The 14,706-nt window shown below is 55.6% G+C and carries 15 protein-coding genes and 1 other RNA gene; 6 read left to right on the forward strand and 10 right to left on the reverse strand.

Annotation, left to right across the window (positions count from 1 at the left end; translation table 11 throughout):
* Positions 1-2: 2 nt before the first annotated feature.
* Genes ABJ205_RS12750 through ABJ205_RS12760 form a run of 3 tightly spaced genes read right to left on the reverse strand, consistent with a single transcriptional unit; the run spans position 3 to position 2,013 of the window.
* Positions 3-884, reverse strand: coding sequence for a TPM domain-containing protein (locus ABJ205_RS12750; RefSeq protein WP_348160751.1), 882 nt, complete (start codon positions 882-884; stop codon positions 3-5).
* Positions 881-1,408: a TPM domain-containing protein gene (locus ABJ205_RS12755; protein ID WP_348160750.1), complete on the reverse strand. Its 528-nt coding sequence runs from the start codon at positions 1,406-1,408 to the stop codon at positions 881-883. The genes ABJ205_RS12750 and ABJ205_RS12755 overlap by 4 nt, the downstream gene beginning before the upstream one ends.
* Before the next feature lie 2 nt (positions 1,409-1,410).
* Positions 1,411-2,013, reverse strand: a complete 603-nt coding sequence (locus ABJ205_RS12760; RefSeq protein WP_348160749.1) for a LemA family protein — start codon at positions 2,011-2,013, stop codon at positions 1,411-1,413.
* Between the two features lie 183 nt (positions 2,014-2,196).
* On the opposite strand from ABJ205_RS12760, the gene mscL reads away from it, so the two are divergent.
* The 3 genes from mscL (at position 2,197) to ABJ205_RS12775 (ending at position 3,611) form a co-directional block, all read left to right on the forward strand.
* Entirely contained in the window at positions 2,197-2,637 is a 441-nt protein-coding gene (mscL, locus tag ABJ205_RS12765; RefSeq protein ID WP_348160748.1) for a large conductance mechanosensitive channel protein MscL, read from the forward strand.
* Between the two features lie 153 nt (positions 2,638-2,790).
* Positions 2,791-3,134, forward strand: a transfer-messenger RNA (tmRNA) gene (ssrA, locus tag ABJ205_RS12770).
* Between the two features lie 93 nt (positions 3,135-3,227).
* Positions 3,228-3,611 (forward strand): NUDIX hydrolase, encoded by a 384-nt coding sequence (locus tag ABJ205_RS12775; protein WP_348160747.1) that lies wholly within the window; start codon positions 3,228-3,230, stop codon positions 3,609-3,611.
* On the opposite strand, the gene ABJ205_RS12780 is transcribed toward ABJ205_RS12775, so the two are convergent.
* Both ABJ205_RS12780 and ABJ205_RS12785 read right to left on the reverse strand, forming a co-directional pair.
* Positions 3,596-3,877, reverse strand: coding sequence for a hypothetical protein (locus ABJ205_RS12780; RefSeq protein ID WP_348160746.1), 282 nt, complete (start codon positions 3,875-3,877; stop codon positions 3,596-3,598). The two genes, ABJ205_RS12775 and ABJ205_RS12780, sit on opposite strands and share 16 nt — an antisense overlap.
* Before the next feature lie 141 nt (positions 3,878-4,018).
* Positions 4,019-5,299, reverse strand: coding sequence for an N-succinylarginine dihydrolase (locus ABJ205_RS12785; RefSeq protein ID WP_348160745.1), 1,281 nt, complete (start codon positions 5,297-5,299; stop codon positions 4,019-4,021).
* A 124-nt stretch (positions 5,300-5,423) separates the two neighbouring features.
* On the opposite strand from ABJ205_RS12785, the gene ABJ205_RS12790 reads away from it, so the two are divergent.
* Complete coding sequence (locus tag ABJ205_RS12790) at positions 5,424-6,224, forward strand: class I SAM-dependent methyltransferase (RefSeq protein ID WP_348160744.1); 801 nt, start codon at positions 5,424-5,426, stop codon at positions 6,222-6,224.
* Positions 6,225-6,230: 6 nt separating this feature from the next.
* Here the strand turns inward: ABJ205_RS12790 and ABJ205_RS12795 are convergent, their stop codons facing one another.
* Positions 6,231-7,247, reverse strand: coding sequence for an arginine N-succinyltransferase (locus ABJ205_RS12795; RefSeq protein ID WP_348160743.1), 1,017 nt, complete (start codon positions 7,245-7,247; stop codon positions 6,231-6,233).
* Positions 7,244-8,437 (reverse strand): hydrolase, encoded by a 1,194-nt coding sequence (locus tag ABJ205_RS12800; RefSeq protein ID WP_348160742.1) that lies wholly within the window; start codon positions 8,435-8,437, stop codon positions 7,244-7,246. The genes ABJ205_RS12795 and ABJ205_RS12800 overlap by 4 nt, the downstream gene beginning before the upstream one ends.
* A gap of 142 nt (positions 8,438-8,579) precedes the next feature.
* Between ABJ205_RS12800 and ABJ205_RS12805 the strand changes: the two genes are divergently transcribed.
* The gene (locus tag ABJ205_RS12805; protein WP_348160741.1) at positions 8,580-10,703 is read left to right on the forward strand and encodes a malate synthase G; all 2,124 of its coding nucleotides are present in this window, start codon (positions 8,580-8,582) and stop codon (positions 10,701-10,703) included.
* Between the two features lie 35 nt (positions 10,704-10,738).
* Positions 10,739-11,401, forward strand: a complete 663-nt coding sequence (locus ABJ205_RS12810) for a D-Ala-D-Ala carboxypeptidase family metallohydrolase (protein WP_348160740.1) — start codon at positions 10,739-10,741, stop codon at positions 11,399-11,401.
* Here ABJ205_RS12810 and rsmA read toward each other — a convergent pair.
* The 3 genes from rsmA to ABJ205_RS12825 are packed head-to-tail and all read right to left on the reverse strand — an operon-like array spanning position 11,398 to position 14,602.
* A complete protein-coding gene (rsmA, locus tag ABJ205_RS12815; protein ID WP_348160739.1) occupies positions 11,398-12,219 on the reverse strand; it encodes a 16S rRNA (adenine(1518)-N(6)/adenine(1519)-N(6))-dimethyltransferase RsmA in 822 nt (273 codons plus the stop codon). The genes ABJ205_RS12810 and rsmA overlap by 4 nt on opposite strands.
* The gene (gene pdxA / locus ABJ205_RS12820; protein WP_348160738.1) at positions 12,220-13,257 is read right to left on the reverse strand and encodes a 4-hydroxythreonine-4-phosphate dehydrogenase PdxA; all 1,038 of its coding nucleotides are present in this window, start codon (positions 13,255-13,257) and stop codon (positions 12,220-12,222) included. It lies immediately after the preceding gene.
* Positions 13,235-14,602: a peptidylprolyl isomerase gene (locus ABJ205_RS12825; protein WP_348510062.1), complete on the reverse strand. Its 1,368-nt coding sequence runs from the start codon at positions 14,600-14,602 to the stop codon at positions 13,235-13,237. Before ABJ205_RS12825 ends, pdxA begins: the two co-directional genes overlap by 23 nt.
* Between the last annotated feature and the right edge of the window lie 104 nt (positions 14,603-14,706).

Genomic DNA, 14,706 nt, shown 5'->3' on the forward strand with positions numbered 1-14,706 from the left:
TGTCACCAGCCTCCTGAGGCGCCGCCGCCTCCAAATGATCCGCCACCGCCGGAGAAGCCGCCGCCGCCTCCGCCCCAGCCGCCGCCACCACCGCCGCCACCAGACATGGCGCCGCGCGCGATAGCTGTGCCGATTTCCCATAGGATGATGTTGCCAACGGCATTACCGAAATCGTCATCATCATCGTCGTCATCCCGGCGTTTGCCCCCCCGAGCACCCCACGGCCCTTTGCCTTTGGAGCGGTATTTGCGCCTTCTGCGGCTTCCACGAATGATCGGGAGCACGAAGAAGAAGAACATGAAGCCGATCCAGATGAGGAAACCAAACGGAAAGCCGCCATCGCTTTGGCGGGTTTGGGTGGCCTCAGCCGCGATTTTTGCAGCCTCATCAGGGGGAAGCACCAATTGTGCGATGATTGCGTCGGTCCCGCTCACGATGCCGCCCGGCATATCGCCATCGCGGAAACGCGGGAGAACTTCGTTTTGGATGATCACCGAAGACAGCGCATCGGTGAGATAACCTTCGAGGCCATAACCCACTTCGATGCGCACTTTGCGATCATTGGGCGCGACGATCAAAAGCGCACCGTCATTCCGCTCTGCATCGCCAAGGCCCCATTCGCGGCCCAGCTGATATCCGTAATCGGAAATATCGTACCCCTGAAGATTGGGCACGGTGGTCACGACAAGCTGGCGCTGAGACTGGGTCTCTAACGCTTCGAGCTTGGCGGTGAGCTGAGCCTCCACATCAGCGGGGATGATATCAGCAGTGTCCACCACGCGCCCAGAGAGCGCCGGGAATTCAGGCTGAGCCAACGCAGGGCCAGAAATCGTGGACGCAAGCAGCGCTGCGAACGCGGCAAATAGGAGCGCGAGGCGCTTCATGCAGCTTCCTTCAATTCAAATGATGTGACTTCGGAAATGAGGTTATCGACGCCGGCGTTGATGCCGCCCTCGAAGTCCTCAGACCTGAATTTTGGAAGAATATCCTCACGGATTATCCGCCCAGCCTCCTCATCGTTGACGCTCGCTTCGAGGCCAAGACCGAATTCGATCCGAACTTTCCTCTCATTGGGCGCGACCAGCAGCAGCAAGCCATCATTGCGCTCGGCATTGCCTAAGCCCCACGCATTCGCGAGATCGAGCGAATAGTCCGAAATCTCGCGGTTCTGAAGGTCTGGCGTGGTTGCCACTACGAGCTGCACGAGCGTCCTTTCTTCAAGATTACCAAGTTTGCTGGCGAGCCCTGCCTCAAACTCCGGAGACAGGACATCCGCCGCATCAACCACCCTTCCGGTCAACTCAAGCGCAGGGGCGGGCGGCCCCGCCAACGGAGCGCTATCAGTCTCAGCAGCGCAGCCCGATAGGAGCAGCGTTGCCAAACCGGCAAGGGCGGCTGTTCGGACCAAGATTAGCTCGACGTCAGATCGAGCGTTGGAGCAACCTCTGCGCCTTCGGTCACTGCGCTGTATGGAGCCAGTGGCTCTGCGCCGTGGATGATGTTTGCGCCGATCGTATCGGGGAAGGTGCGGATCGTGGTGTTATATTTGCGAACCGCTTCGTTATAGTCGCGAAGGGCCACTGCGATCCGGTTTTCGGTGCCTTCCAACTGGCTTTGCAGCGCGAGGAAGTTCTGATTCGATTGAATTTGTGGGTAGGCTTCAAAGCTTGCCAGAAGACGCCCGATCCCTTGACCCAATTGGCCTTGTGCTGCGGCAAATTCTTCCATCTTGGCCGTATCACCAAGATCATCGGCGGACACTTGAACGCTGGTCGCTTTCGCGCGCGCTTCGGTCACGCCGACTAGGATCGATTGCTCGTTTTCCGCTGCACCTTTGGCGATTTCCGCAAGGTTCGGGATCAGGTTGGCGCGGCGTTGGAATTGAGCCTCAACGTCCGCCCACTTGGCTTTCGCTTCTTCCTCAGCTGTTGGAACCGAATTGATGCCGCAGGCGGCCAGCGTCAATGAAACGGCAGCGACGACAATGCCGCGCCCCAAATTGCGAATATTCATGGGTATCCCTCCTTTGTGCCGCATCCAACGCGCAGGGGCGTTTGCAGCGAAACTCACGTGTATTGCTAATATAGGGCACCTTGCGGTGTTTTCAAGGCGTGTAAAGCTCTGTTCACAGCCCTTGGCAAGGCGCCTGGTAAGCTGTAAAAAGAGGATAATTAAAACGACCAATTGGGGATCATTATGCTGAACGAATTCAAGGAATTCATTGCCAAAGGCAATGTTATGGAACTGGCTGTAGCGGTTATTATCGCAGGCGCGTTTGGCACTATCGTCGCATCGCTTACGGGTGATGTGATTATGCCGATTGTCGGCCATCTGTTTGGCGGGGCGGATTTCTCTTCGCAGTTTATCCTGCTTTCCGCGCCAGAAGGCTACGAAGGCTCGATGACTGATTATGCCGCCCTCAAAGAAGCAGGCGCAGCGATGATCGGATACGGCGCACTGATCACAACGATCATCAACTTCATCATCTTGGCCTTCATCATCTTCTTGCTGGTGCGTTATGCCAACAAGATCAAAGAAGCGACGGAGAAGAAGGAAGCCGAGGCAGCAGCTGAGGAACCAGCAGGGCCAAGCGAAATTGATCTGCTGATCGACATCCGGGATTCGCTTAAGAAGTAACTCCGCCGAATTAGGAGGGCGCCCGTCTCGCAGTTGTTGCGGGGCGGGCGTTTTTTGTTTTTAGTGACTTCTGTTTTCCACATGGCGATGTGGCCGCGCGTCCTCGCTAGACGGGGAGGCAAGCTGCCCGCGCGACCTCCTCAGTGACGATTATCCATTTCCTATTCACTCTTGCTTCCCTATATAGGGAGTGCTGGCTTGCCAGCTATGGCGATAAATTGCTGCGTGCAATAGGTACAACGGACCCGGGGGCAGTACCCGGCGGCTCCACCATAACTCTCGGTATTGTCGAGGTTTTTGACGGGGCCGAACTAGGATCGACGTGGACTGAAAAGCGTAGTTTTTGCCCGGGCTGAAAACCCCGTAAAACTGTTCATTTTTATAAGTGCAAACGATAACGAAGCACTCGCAATTGCTGCGTAATGTGACGGCCTAACGGTCTGAATTTACAAAGCCTATGCGCGGTTGGACCCACCGGGCAACAGAAGCGGATTCCGGGGCTCCGGGGGTAGCTAGCAACAGAAACCCCCACTTTCACCATCTTGCGGAGACGAGAATTGGAATTCTCAGGCGCTAAGATCGTTCTCTAAATGGATCAGCACCTAATCGCTTATCAGCGCGATGATAAGCCCGGCATTCCGTTTCCCAACCAATGGGATTTGCCAGGCGGTGGCCGCGAGAATGGTGAAACACCCGCCCGATGTGCTTTGCGTGAGGTTGAAGAGGAGTTTGGGTTGCAGCTGTCAGAAGATAGGATCGTTTGGTCACGATGTTATCCAGCCCAAAATCAGAAATCGCGAGACAGCTATTTCTTAGCGCTGCCCCTATCGACCGAAGAAATTGATCTCGTGAGCTTTGGAGATGAGGGTCAACGTTGGAAAATGATGAGCTTCGATGAATATCTAAAGCATCCAAATGCCGTTAGCTTTATGCAAAATCGGCTCCGCGATTTCCTTGATCATGTGTCTTCGTAAACTGGGACGCGGCAGTGATCAGCTTTCGCCAATTGCGCCTTCAGTTCCGCCAGCTCATTCTTAGTCTTAAGCCCGTCCAAAATCGCCGCGCCGCCCATCATCACCGCACAGCATGCCGCCAGAAATAGCGCTTCGCCCCAATAAGGCGGGAAGGTTTCGAGATAGATCAAACCCCGGTTCGTTGCGCCAAGCGCAAGGGCGTAGATAATCGCGAACGCTTCAAAGCGGTTCTTGATTATGAAAAGTCGCCCGATCTTGCGCAGCATAGTTACTCCTTGGTCCGTTTCTATCAGAGCAAGCAGTATGCCAGATGCGGTTTACTGCGGCTCTGAAAGGTTAACGCTGACCTGAGTGTAAACGCGTCCGACACGAGGTTGCAAACGCATTAACCCTATTACCGAGGAGTTTTATGCAAGGGATTGAAGTTCAAGGGCTTCGAGCAAGGTAAAACGCGCTGCAATGACGTCTTTGGCAAGCACTTTGCTGCCAATATCCGATGGGTCGATTTGTTCGGGCCAGGCGGCGACGATAACCTTTTCGATTCTGTCGGCTTTGGCCTCATCCAGCAGGAAACGCGGATCAACGGTTGCCGGATCACACACCACGCGCAGACGCAGGCAAGCAGGACCCCCGCCATTGGCCATCGACTGCCGTACATCGACCGGTACCACCTTCCGGATGGGGCCGTTGCTGGCCATCATCTCTTCGCAATAGGCCCAAACGCTAGGGCTCTCGCGGCATTCCTCGGGAACGATCAGGTTCATGGTGCCATCAGGCAGAGTGATAAGCTGAGCGTTGAAGAGATAGGTGCGGATTGCCTCGGCCATAGTGACCGCGCTGGAGGGGACTTCGACCACTTGAAGCGCGGGGAATTTGGCCCGGATCGCGTCATAAGCGCCTTGCTGGTCGGCAAAAGCCTCTTGGTGGGTGAAGAGGACGCGCTGGTTTACAACGCTCACCACATCATTGTGGAATGCGCCTGCCTCGATCGCCGCAGGGTTTTGTTCAATGAAGACGCATTTGTCGGGAGCTAGGCCGTGGCCGCGGGCGACAAGGCGGCTTGCCTGTTCGTGCTGGCGCGCGGGGAATTTTCCACCGAGGCTGCCGTATACGAACAGCTCTACGCCTTCGCCGCCGTGGCTTTCGCAAAAGCGCCCATGATTGGCTGCACCCTCATCGCCAAAGGTTGACGGCACGGCGTCGTGCACGGTGAAGTGGTGTTTGTCTCCAAAAGCAACCTCGAGCTGCGCCTTGGTGTCTTCCCATTCCTGCGCGCGGTGGAGCATGGTGATGAGGTTCGCCGGCGTCAGATGACATTTGCCGTCGGCTGTGTCGGGCGCTGGAGAAACCGTCGCCGCATTGGCCGTCCACATGCTTGACGCAGACCACGGGGCCGCCCGCAAAGCTGCGGCTTCGCTTCCATCAAGGTGGAGCGCATCTTGCAGAGCGCCATTTGGGCGGGGCAGGGGTAGCAAGAACCCCTGCACACCTAGAGCGGTAAAGCTGCGGCGCATCTTGGCCACCCCTTGAAGGGCTGCCGCGCGCGGGTAAGACGGATCGCCCTTGTGACTTGCACTGGCGATATTGCCGAGGCTTAGCCCTGCGTAATTGTGGCTTGGGCCAACAAGGCCGTCGAAGTTGATTTCCGTAAGCGCGGTCGTATCGCTCAAAGTCCTATTTTGTGCCATCAGCTGAGCCTTAAATGACCATTAGGACAAGTCCACTATAATTGCCCACATGCATCTCAGAACGCTCGCCTGCACAGCGCTGTCAAAGCGCCTGATGTCGCCCCCAGAGGCGAAGATGTCAGACATGGGCGATTATGCCCAATGGCGCGACGCATCGCTTACTAGCAGTTGGCGGCACTTTTCTGACGACGAGCTTATTGGCAAAGACGTTCTGGATTTTGGGTGCGGGGCAGGGCAGCTCAGTTTTTTGCTGGCATCAAAAGGCCTTGCCCGATCTATCACTGGGATAGACATCGACACCGCCGCCTTGGGACGGGCTCAAGCGCAGTTGGAGGGCGAACCTGATACTCGCGATATATTGCGGTTTATCGAAGGCGATGTCGAAGGCTTGCCCCTTGAGGCGGCCAGCATTGATCTCATCACCGCTTTTGATTGTCTAGAACACGTGATGGACCCTGAAAGCATCCTTGCCGATTGGGAACGCGTGCTTCGCCCCGGTGGGCGTGTGCTGATCGAATGGTTTCCTTTCAAAGGACCTTGGGGCCCGCACATGGAGGCGCTTATCCCGCTGCCATGGGCGCATGTGTTATTTGGTGAGAAAGCGATGTTCCGTACTGCTCAGGCAATTTACGATGACCCCAACTTTGTGCCGCGCCATTGGGATTTGAACCGGGATGGGAGCAAAAAGCCCAACAAATGGAGCCAGTGGTCAAGTTTTGCAGAGCAGGGATATGTCAACGGGCTCGATATTGCCGATTTTCGTACAATGGTGCGCAGTGTTGGTCTTAAGATTGAGCGTCTCGACAAGTCTGGCTTTGGGCAATCGGGCGCGAAAAAGGCGATTGGAGACACGCTTATGGCTCTGCCGATTTTGGGCGAATATGCGACGAGCTACACGGTCATAGCGCTCGAAAAACCTCGGTAGAGTGCTTTAACGCGCAACGCTCCATACGGTATCGCCTTCTGACACATCTAAAGCGTCGGCGGCCGCTGAATCGATGGCAATCCCGCCGTCTTCATCCAACACCCGCGCGCCGTAGCATGACCGGAAATCGGACAACCTACCGGTCGCAAGGATCGCTTTTTCGCCCTCTTCAATATCCATCGCTGTCACGCGGGCCTCGACACTATTCTGGACGCTTGTAACTTGATCTGTGCGCGCAGTCATACTGGGGCCGCCGTCAAAAATATCGACATAACCTTCGTAGGCAAAGCCCTCATTCTCCAGCATTCGCATGGCAGCGCGGCCCGACAGGTGAGGCACACCGATTACCTTGCGCGCTTCCTGGTCCAACATCGCCACATAGACAGGGTGCTTGGGCATAAGGTCAGCGATAAACTGATTACCGTTGATCGCATTGAAATAGTCGGCTTCGTTAAAGCTCATCCCGAAGAAGCGGCCAGCGACATTGTCCCAGAAGGGGCTATCTCCGCGCTCATCAATAATCCCGCGAAGCTCTGCGAGAATGCGGTCGGCAAAGCGTTTTCTGTGCATGGCGATGAACAGATACCGGCTGCGTGCCAGCAATAGTCCGTGCCCGCCTGCGCGTTCATTGGGGTGAAGGAAGAGACCGCCCACTTCGCTGGATGCTTCAAGGTCAGTGACCAGGTTCAGCATTTCAGTGCGCACTGTTCGGTCGAGTTCCTGAGAGTACTGCGTCAGCGTGTTGAGGCGGTAGGAGTAGAACGGCCATTGCTGTCCCACCATCGTCATAAGCTGACATGTGCCTCTTACCGCGCCTGATTTGGGGTCTTCGAGGACCAGCACGAATTGTTCATCGACAAGTTCGTTATCGGTATTCTCAAACGCTGCGACTGCGCGTTCAAGCTTTGTTGTGAGAGCCTTGCGATCCGCTGGCAGATTGGTGAAGCCGCCGCCCGTTAGCTTCGCCATCTCATAAAGATATTCCAGATCGGAAAGGCGCGCGGCCCGCAGTCGAAAGCTCAAGAAATCGCCCCTTCATCAAGTCGCTGGATCACGCGCGCTGAAAGTGCGGCCCTCTCAGCCAGACTTTCGGTGATCAAAAATTCGTCAGCGGAATGGATTGATCCTCCGCGCACGCCCATGGTGTCCACGACTGGGATGCCTTGAGCAGCAATATTGTTGCCATCGCATACGCCGCCTGTCGACTTCCATTTGATGTCTTGGCCAAGCTGCGCCCCGCATTCGCGTACGAGGTCGAAGAGCATCTGCGCTTTTTCATCAACCGGTTTTGGCGGACGGGTCACGCCGCCATGAGTGTGGGCGGAGACCTCGTGCTGGCTTTCAAGGGATGTGAGCAGAGTTTTGAGATTACGCTCAAATGCCTGGGCTGCCTCGGTACTCTGCGGGCGGATGTTGAAACGCAGAACGGCATGGTCGGGGACAACATTGTTAGCAGAGCCCCCCTCGATTTTGGCAGGGTTCACCGAGATATCGGGACAGTGCAACGCTTTTAAACGCACAGCCAAATCGGCGGCGGCAACAATGGCATTGCGCCCGTCATCGGGATTGCGGCCAGCGTGAGCAGATTTGCCAGTAATGATAACAGAGTAATTCCCGCTGCCCCCGCGCGCATGGGCAAGGGTGCCATCGGGCAGGGCGGCTGGTTCATAGGTGAGCGCAGCAAGCTTTCCGCGCGCCATCTCTGCGATCAATCCATTGCTGGAAAGCGACCCGGTTTCCTCGTCCGAATTAAGCAGCACGTCATAGCCGAGCGATCCAGCACCCGCGGACGCTTCGAAAGCCATCAACGCATGCAGCATCACTGCGATCCCGCCCTTCATATCCGCAACGCCGGGGCCGCCCAGTACACCGTCCTCAAGCCATGTAAGCTCTTGAAAGCTGTGATCCTTGGGGAAAACGGTATCCATGTGACCCGTCAACAAAATACGGCGATTGGCCGTTGGACGTACACGCAAGACGAAATGTTGCCCGTGCAGTTTTTCCACTTCGCATCCATCAGCATCAACTGCTGTAACCGGAGCGGGGTCAACGCGTTCAATTTTGCAGGGTAGTACGGAAAATGCCTTTTCCAACACGTCCAACTGCCGCGCGAGGCCTTCGAGATTGGCGGTGCCAGTATTAATGCTGCACCATGATCGGACCTGATCCAGCATGGCGTCGGCATCAATGTCTGCGATTGCGGTTGGTTTCATGGGAAACGATCTCTAACGGCCCGCTGCAAACTATCAAGGCTCGCTTGACGCCACGTCACGATTGCAATGTCATTGCCGCTTGGTCATAGAGGATATGTCCTCCTCCCCAGGTTCCATATCATTATGGCATTTGAGGACACACATGCACAATTACACCACCCGCGCTGGCCTTTCTATTCATGCACCGTTGGCTGAGCTGTTGGAATCCCAAGTTCTGGCGCCGTTGGGCCGGAACGTCGAGGCTTTTTGGCAAGGGTTCGCTGACCTTTTGGCAAGCCATGCTCCGCGCAATGCCGCGCTGCTAGCCAAGCGCGAGGATTTGCAGGCAAAGATCGACGCCTACCACGATGAACGGGCGGGCGAACCGCACGATGCGGCAGGTTACGAGGCATTCCTGCGCGAGATTGGTTATCTCGTGCCGGAGCCGGATGACTTTCAAATCGGTACGCAAAATGTTGATCCAGAGATTGCAACCATGGCCGGGCCTCAGCTTGTGGTGCCTATCCTCAATGCGCGCTTCCTATTGAACGCAGCCAATGCGCGCTGGGGCTCGCTCTACGATGCGTTTTACGGCACCGATGCGCTGGATGCGCCAGCAGCACGCCCAGGCGGCTATGACGACGAACGCGGCGCAGCGGTGATCGCTCGTGGACGGCAATTCCTCGACCAAGCCGTGCCGCTTGCTGAAGGAAGCTGGGCGGATTTGGAAACTTTGTCCGATGGCACTGGCAAATGGGTCGCGATTGCCGACAACTCCCAGTATATTGGCAAGACGGAGAAGGGGCGTCTTTTCAAGAACAACGGTTTGCATTTTGAAATCATCTTTGATCCCGAAGATCCGATCGGCAAGAATGATCCTCTCGATATTGCAGATATCAACATAGAAGCGGCTCTCACCACAATTGCTGACTGCGAAGATTCTGTCGCGGCGGTTGATGGTGAGGATAAACTTCTGGCTTACACCAATTGGCTGGGCGTTATTCGCGGCGATTTGCAGGAGAGCTTTGACAAGGGCGGACGCACGCTCACCCGTAAACTTAGCGGCGATAAAACCTATAAGGATAGCTCTGGGATTGAGCATAGCCTCTCAGGGCGCAGTCTCATGTTTGTGCGTAATGTCGGGCATTTGATGACCAATCCGGCTATCTTGCTGCCCGATGGAAGCGAGATTCCTGAAGGCGTTATGGACGCAGTTTTCACCAGCGCGATCAGCACCTTGGATGTCGAAGGTCAGGCCAAGTATGGCAATTCCAAACCCAAAAGTGGTGAGGCCAGCATCTACATCGTAAAGCCCAAAATGCACGGGCCGGAAGAATGCGGTTTCACCAATGATTTGTTCGATGCGGTGGAGGATTTGCTGGGGTTCAAACGCCACACGATCAAGGTCGGCGTGATGGACGAAGAGCGCCGGACATCTGCCAACCTTGGCGCGTGTATCAAAGCGGTGAAGGACCGGATCGTCTTTATCAACACGGGCTTCCTCGACCGGACAGGCGATGAAATCCACACCTCTATGCGTGCTGGGCCAATGATGCGCAAAGGCGCGATGAAAGGTTCGGATTGGCTGCGATCATACGAAGCGCGCAATGTCGCCATTGGCCTTAAGCACGGCCTGTCAGGTGTCGCGCAAATCGGGAAGGGCATGTGGGCCGCGCCCGACCTTATGGGGCAGATGATGGCCGAGAAAATCGGCCACCTTCGTGCTGGCGCAAACACCGCTTGGGTGCCGTCCCCCACGGCCGCAACGCTCCACGCGCTGCACTACCATTCCGAAAACGTGTTCGACATTCAGAATGACCTGCCAGAGCCTGCTGGTCTGGATGCGCTTCTTTCCATCCCGCTGGCAGAAGGCACCAATTGTTCGGATGAGGAACTCACCGCAGAGCTCGACAACAATTGTCAAGGGCTTCTGGGATATGTCGTGCGATGGGTCGATGCAGGTGTCGGCTGTTCCAAGGTTCCCGACATCAACGACGTTGGGCTAATGGAAGACCGCGCCACCTTACGTATTTCGTCACAGCATCTTGCGAACTGGTTTCTTCACGGTGTTGTCACCGAAGAGCAGATTATGGACAGCCTCACGCGCATGGCGGCCAAAGTGGACGCGCAGAATGCTGGCGACCCCACCTACACGCCGCTTATCGGCAATGAGGACGCGCCCGCATTCCAAGCGGCGAAAGATCTCATCTTTAAGGGTGTAGAGCAACCTTCTGGCTATACCGAGCCGCTGCTTCATGCTTGGAGATTGCGTAAAAAGGTCGGTTAAGCCATCTTGCTGCTATGCGGAGCAAGATCATCATAATGGCAATCCTCACCGTAGCGACTGTGTCACTAGCTGCGGTCGGGGATGTTGCAAGCTCACCAAACGAAGCAGGTCCCAGCTCTGCTGAAGCCTTCAATCGATGGCACTTTTCCCCACATCCACATACCATGGATTCGAAAGCTGCGTCGTTTGCCAGCTTTCAGGCCATGCTTGAAGAAGAGGGCGTCGCTGAAGTGGTTCCGGCTTGGCAGCTTTGGCGAGTGGACGCGCATTATGCAAAACGTTGCGGAACCGATTACTTTCTCGTGCCTCCAGAAAGTCGCTGGAGGCAGATCATCCCAACTCTTCGATTGTTAAGAGACGAAGTAATTCCTGTCACCGGTCCTCTTGAAGTGGCGTCGGGATACCGGTCACCTGAAATCAACGACTGCGTTAATGGCGCTAGCCGTAGCAAGCACCTGAATTTCAAGGCTTTAGATTTAGTCGCTACACAGATCACTGGGCGAGAAGACATCTTCAAAAAGCTCTGCATTTTGCAGAACCAGATTGGAAGAAGTAAGTCGATGGGGCTTGGAGCTTTCTACGATCCCGAAGATACTCAGCGGGGCGAGATGGGGCGATTTCACATCGACGTGGAAGGTTATCGGACTTGGGGCTTTGACTACACCAGCAAAAGCAATCCGTGCCCAAAAATTCTCTAAGTCAGTGTTCTTGCCAACCTCACAAACTCATCAACACTCAGCGTCTCAGCGCGCCGTGTCGGATCAATGCCCACTTTCTCCAACGCTTCCAATGCGCCGGGTACACCTTTGAGGCTTTGGCGGAGCATTTTACGGCGTTGTCCAAAGGCTGCTTCGGTGAGGCGCTCAAGTGACCTGGCCTCCACACCTTCTGGCGCCTTGCCCGGGGTCACGTGCACAATTGCGCTCATCACTTTGGGGGAAGGGGTGAAGGCGCTGCGGTGCACTTTCATCGCAAGCTTCGCCTGAGATCGCCATTGGGCAAGCACGGCAAGACGGCCATAGGCGCTTGTGCCCGGTTTAGAGACAATCCGCATCGCCACTTCGCGTTGAAACATCAGGGTTAGCGACTGCCACAAGGGAGGCCACCCTTCACCCGTTAGCCAGCGCACAAACAGCGCAGTGCCGACATTATAGGGCAGGTTGGAGAGCACATGGAACGGCGCACCGCCCATAATTTCGCCGTGATCCAGCTTCATCGCGTCGCCTTGGATGACCGTAAGCGCTCCGGGAAAAGCTTCGCTCAGCTCTTCGAGTGCTGGCAAACAGCGGCTATCCATTTCAATCGCTGTGACATTGGCACCGGCGCGCAGCAATGCGCGGGTCAGACCCCCGGGACCGGGCCCCACTTCAAGGACATTCGCACCTGATAAATCGCCGGGAAGCGCTGCAATGCGGTCAAGCAATTGCTCATCCAAAAGGAAATTTTGCCCCAGTGCCTTGCTCGCAGAAAGGCCGTGGCGGGCGATGGTTTCTCTGATGGGTGGAAGGTCGCTCACTTAAGCTCTCACACGTGCACGGGCCATTTGCCCTGCCATTCTGATCGCGGCGATCATCGCGTTTGCATCGGCTTTGCCCGTGCCAGCAATGTCAAACGCGGTTCCATGATCGGGAGAAGTGCGAATTATGGGTAGGCCAAGCGTCACATTAACACCCTGATCGAATTCAAGCGCTTTGATCGGGATAAGAGCTTGATCGTGATACATGCAAAGCGCTGCATCGTATTGGGGACGCATGATCTTTGTGAAAAGCGCGTCACCGGGCACCGGACCAAATGCGTCAATCCCTTTGCTTTTCAACGCTTCAATCGCGGGCTCAATCACGCGCACTTCTTCATCGCCAAATTGGCCGTTTTCGCCAGAATGCGGGTTTAGACCAGAAATAGCGAGGCGTGGACTAGCGATCCCAAAATCACGTTTGAGCGCGGCATCAACGATTGCGGCCTTATGCTGGATGAGTTCTGGTGAAATCAGGCCGGCAACAGCTGATAATGCGACATGCACAGTGAGGGGAACTGTCCGCAATGTAGGCCCCGCAAGCATCATCACCGCGTCATCAGGCGCAAGGCCGCAAACGCTCGCCAAAAATTCAGTTTGACCCGGGAAATCGAAACCCACCTTGGCAAGTTGGGACTTGCTGACGGGCGCAGTTGCAACGCCGCTGGCTTTGCCCAGCAATACGGCGCGCACCGCCTCGGCCAATGAATGAAGTGCAAGCGCCGCGCCTTCGTCGCCGGGCTTACCGGGTGTGTAGCTCGCATCGGCGCCGAGCAGGACCGGCAGCCCGTCGTTAAAGGCTTCTTGTGCCTCGCTTGCCTCTGCAATTGCGATGATCTTGCATGGGACCGGCAGTGCCTCGTTACAGCCCCGAAGGACATCAAAGCCGCCAACCACAAAGAAGGGTTGGACTAAGCCTTTAAGTTCATGATAGGCGCTCAGAATTACCTCAGGCCCAATCCCTGCTGGATCACCTATAGAGAGGGCAAGCGGTAAGGTGGACACCGCCGCGTTTGCCTTAGTTATATTCGATATAGGCATCGTTGCGCAGGTCGCGCAGGTAACGCTGTGCACGCTTGTTGACGCGCTCTGCCTCAATCGTGTCCATCACAGAATCGAATGTAGGCGCGCCTGCATCTGCCGGGTCTTCGCGTCCACACACCATCAGCACGCGCACACCATCTTCGGCTGTGCCAAAGGGTGGTGTGGTCTGCCCAATTTGCAGGCTCAGCAGAATTGATTGAAGCTGCTCTGGCAGTTGCCGTATTTGGATTTGTGGGTTGGACACAACCGCTGCGCCGATCGCAGCTGTTGCATTTTCAGCGTCCGTGCATCCGTTCAATGTTTGAACATAGCTGCCGAATTGTTCGATACTAGTGGTTGCATCCTCATCGCTTACCCCCGGAGGAAGGTCGATGGAAATTTGCTTCAGGCTGAGCACTGAATCGCGTGGGTCGGCCATCAATACCTGACGTTTGTCGATCAGATAAATGACGGTGAAACCGCCCGGAATGGGGAGAGGGCCCACCAATTGTCCTGGCTCCATCTGGCGAACAGATTCCGCCATCACTGGTGGCAAGGTGTTAAGTCGCAAAAAGCCGGTATCACCGCCTTGGATGGCAGTGGTTGCTTCTGAGAATTGGCGCGCGTAGGCGACAAAACTGCCGCCTTGTTGAAGTTGTTCAACAATCCGGTTCATGTTCTGGAGCACAGCTTCGCGGTTTTCGTCCGTCGCGCTCAAATAGATCTCGCCAAGGCGATATTCTTCCGTCCCGCGATCGGCTTCCTGTCGTTCCAGAATGCTATTCACCTCTTCAGCAGAGACATTCACGAATGGGGTGATGTTGCGGCGAATAAGGTTTTCCCACGCAAGCTCGCCTTCGATTTGGCGCTTTAGAGCATTTGCGGATGAACCAATCGAGATAAGATAGTTATCCATCGCCTGCGATTCTTGACCGAAATTCTGCGCCGCAAGCTGATTATAAGTAAGGTCAACCTGCGCTTTTTGAACGCCAACTTCTTGGGATTCCGCGGCTTGGATTTTTAGCGTCTCATCAATCAAATTACGCAGAACTTGAGAGCGCAAACGTTGCAATTCCTCTTGGGAAACGTCGGCTTGAGATGCGTTGGTGATGAGCTTCACGCGCTGTTCGATGTCGGTGCCTGTGATGACATAACCATTAACCACCGCAGTCGCGCTGCGTTGGTTGGGATTGCCATCATCGAAGACCGTCACATCGGACGGCAGACCAAATGGTGTTATCGGAGCAGGGGCCGCTGTGCTTTGAGCAAACGCTGGAACCACTGAAGCGGTCGATAATGTCAAAGCGACCGCGCCTAGAGCCAAAAGAGGTGTGCGGATGGTTGAAATTGCCTTCAAGGTCACGTTTTTGATCCTGGTTTCTCGCAATATTTGTGTGTTCAAATTGGTAATGAAAGTGGATTGAGCGGTCGTTGCTCAAACTGATTGGCCGTCCCGTTTCGCCAATC

Source organism: Erythrobacter sp. (genome assembly GCF_039988855.1).
Lineage (GTDB): Bacteria > Pseudomonadota > Alphaproteobacteria > Sphingomonadales > Sphingomonadaceae > Erythrobacter.

What these genes read in the sequence shown, in the direction of transcription:
- ABJ205_RS12750 (WP_348160751.1), bottom strand. Translation starts at nt 884, where the DNA reads ATGAAGCGCCTCGCGCTCCTATTTGCCGCGTTCGCAGCGCTGCTTGCG.
- ABJ205_RS12760 (WP_348160749.1), bottom strand. Translation starts at nt 2,013, where the DNA reads ATGAATATTCGCAATTTGGGGCGCGGCATTGTCGTCGCTGCCGTTTCA.
- mscL (WP_348160748.1), top strand. Translation starts at nt 2,197, where the DNA reads ATGCTGAACGAATTCAAGGAATTCATTGCCAAAGGCAATGTTATGGAA.
- ABJ205_RS12775 (WP_348160747.1), top strand. Translation starts at nt 3,228, where the DNA reads ATGGATCAGCACCTAATCGCTTATCAGCGCGATGATAAGCCCGGCATT.
- ABJ205_RS12780 (WP_348160746.1), bottom strand. Translation starts at nt 3,877, where the DNA reads ATGCTGCGCAAGATCGGGCGACTTTTCATAATCAAGAACCGCTTTGAA.
- ABJ205_RS12785 (WP_348160745.1), bottom strand. Translation starts at nt 5,299, where the DNA reads ATGGCACAAAATAGGACTTTGAGCGATACGACCGCGCTTACGGAAATC.
- ABJ205_RS12790 (WP_348160744.1), top strand. Translation starts at nt 5,424, where the DNA reads ATGGGCGATTATGCCCAATGGCGCGACGCATCGCTTACTAGCAGTTGG.
- ABJ205_RS12800 (WP_348160742.1), bottom strand. Translation starts at nt 8,437, where the DNA reads ATGAAACCAACCGCAATCGCAGACATTGATGCCGACGCCATGCTGGAT.
- ABJ205_RS12805 (WP_348160741.1), top strand. Translation starts at nt 8,580, where the DNA reads ATGCACAATTACACCACCCGCGCTGGCCTTTCTATTCATGCACCGTTG.
- ABJ205_RS12810 (WP_348160740.1), top strand. Translation starts at nt 10,739, where the DNA reads ATGGCAATCCTCACCGTAGCGACTGTGTCACTAGCTGCGGTCGGGGAT.
- pdxA (WP_348160738.1), bottom strand. Translation starts at nt 13,257, where the DNA reads ATGCCTATATCGAATATAACTAAGGCAAACGCGGCGGTGTCCACCTTA.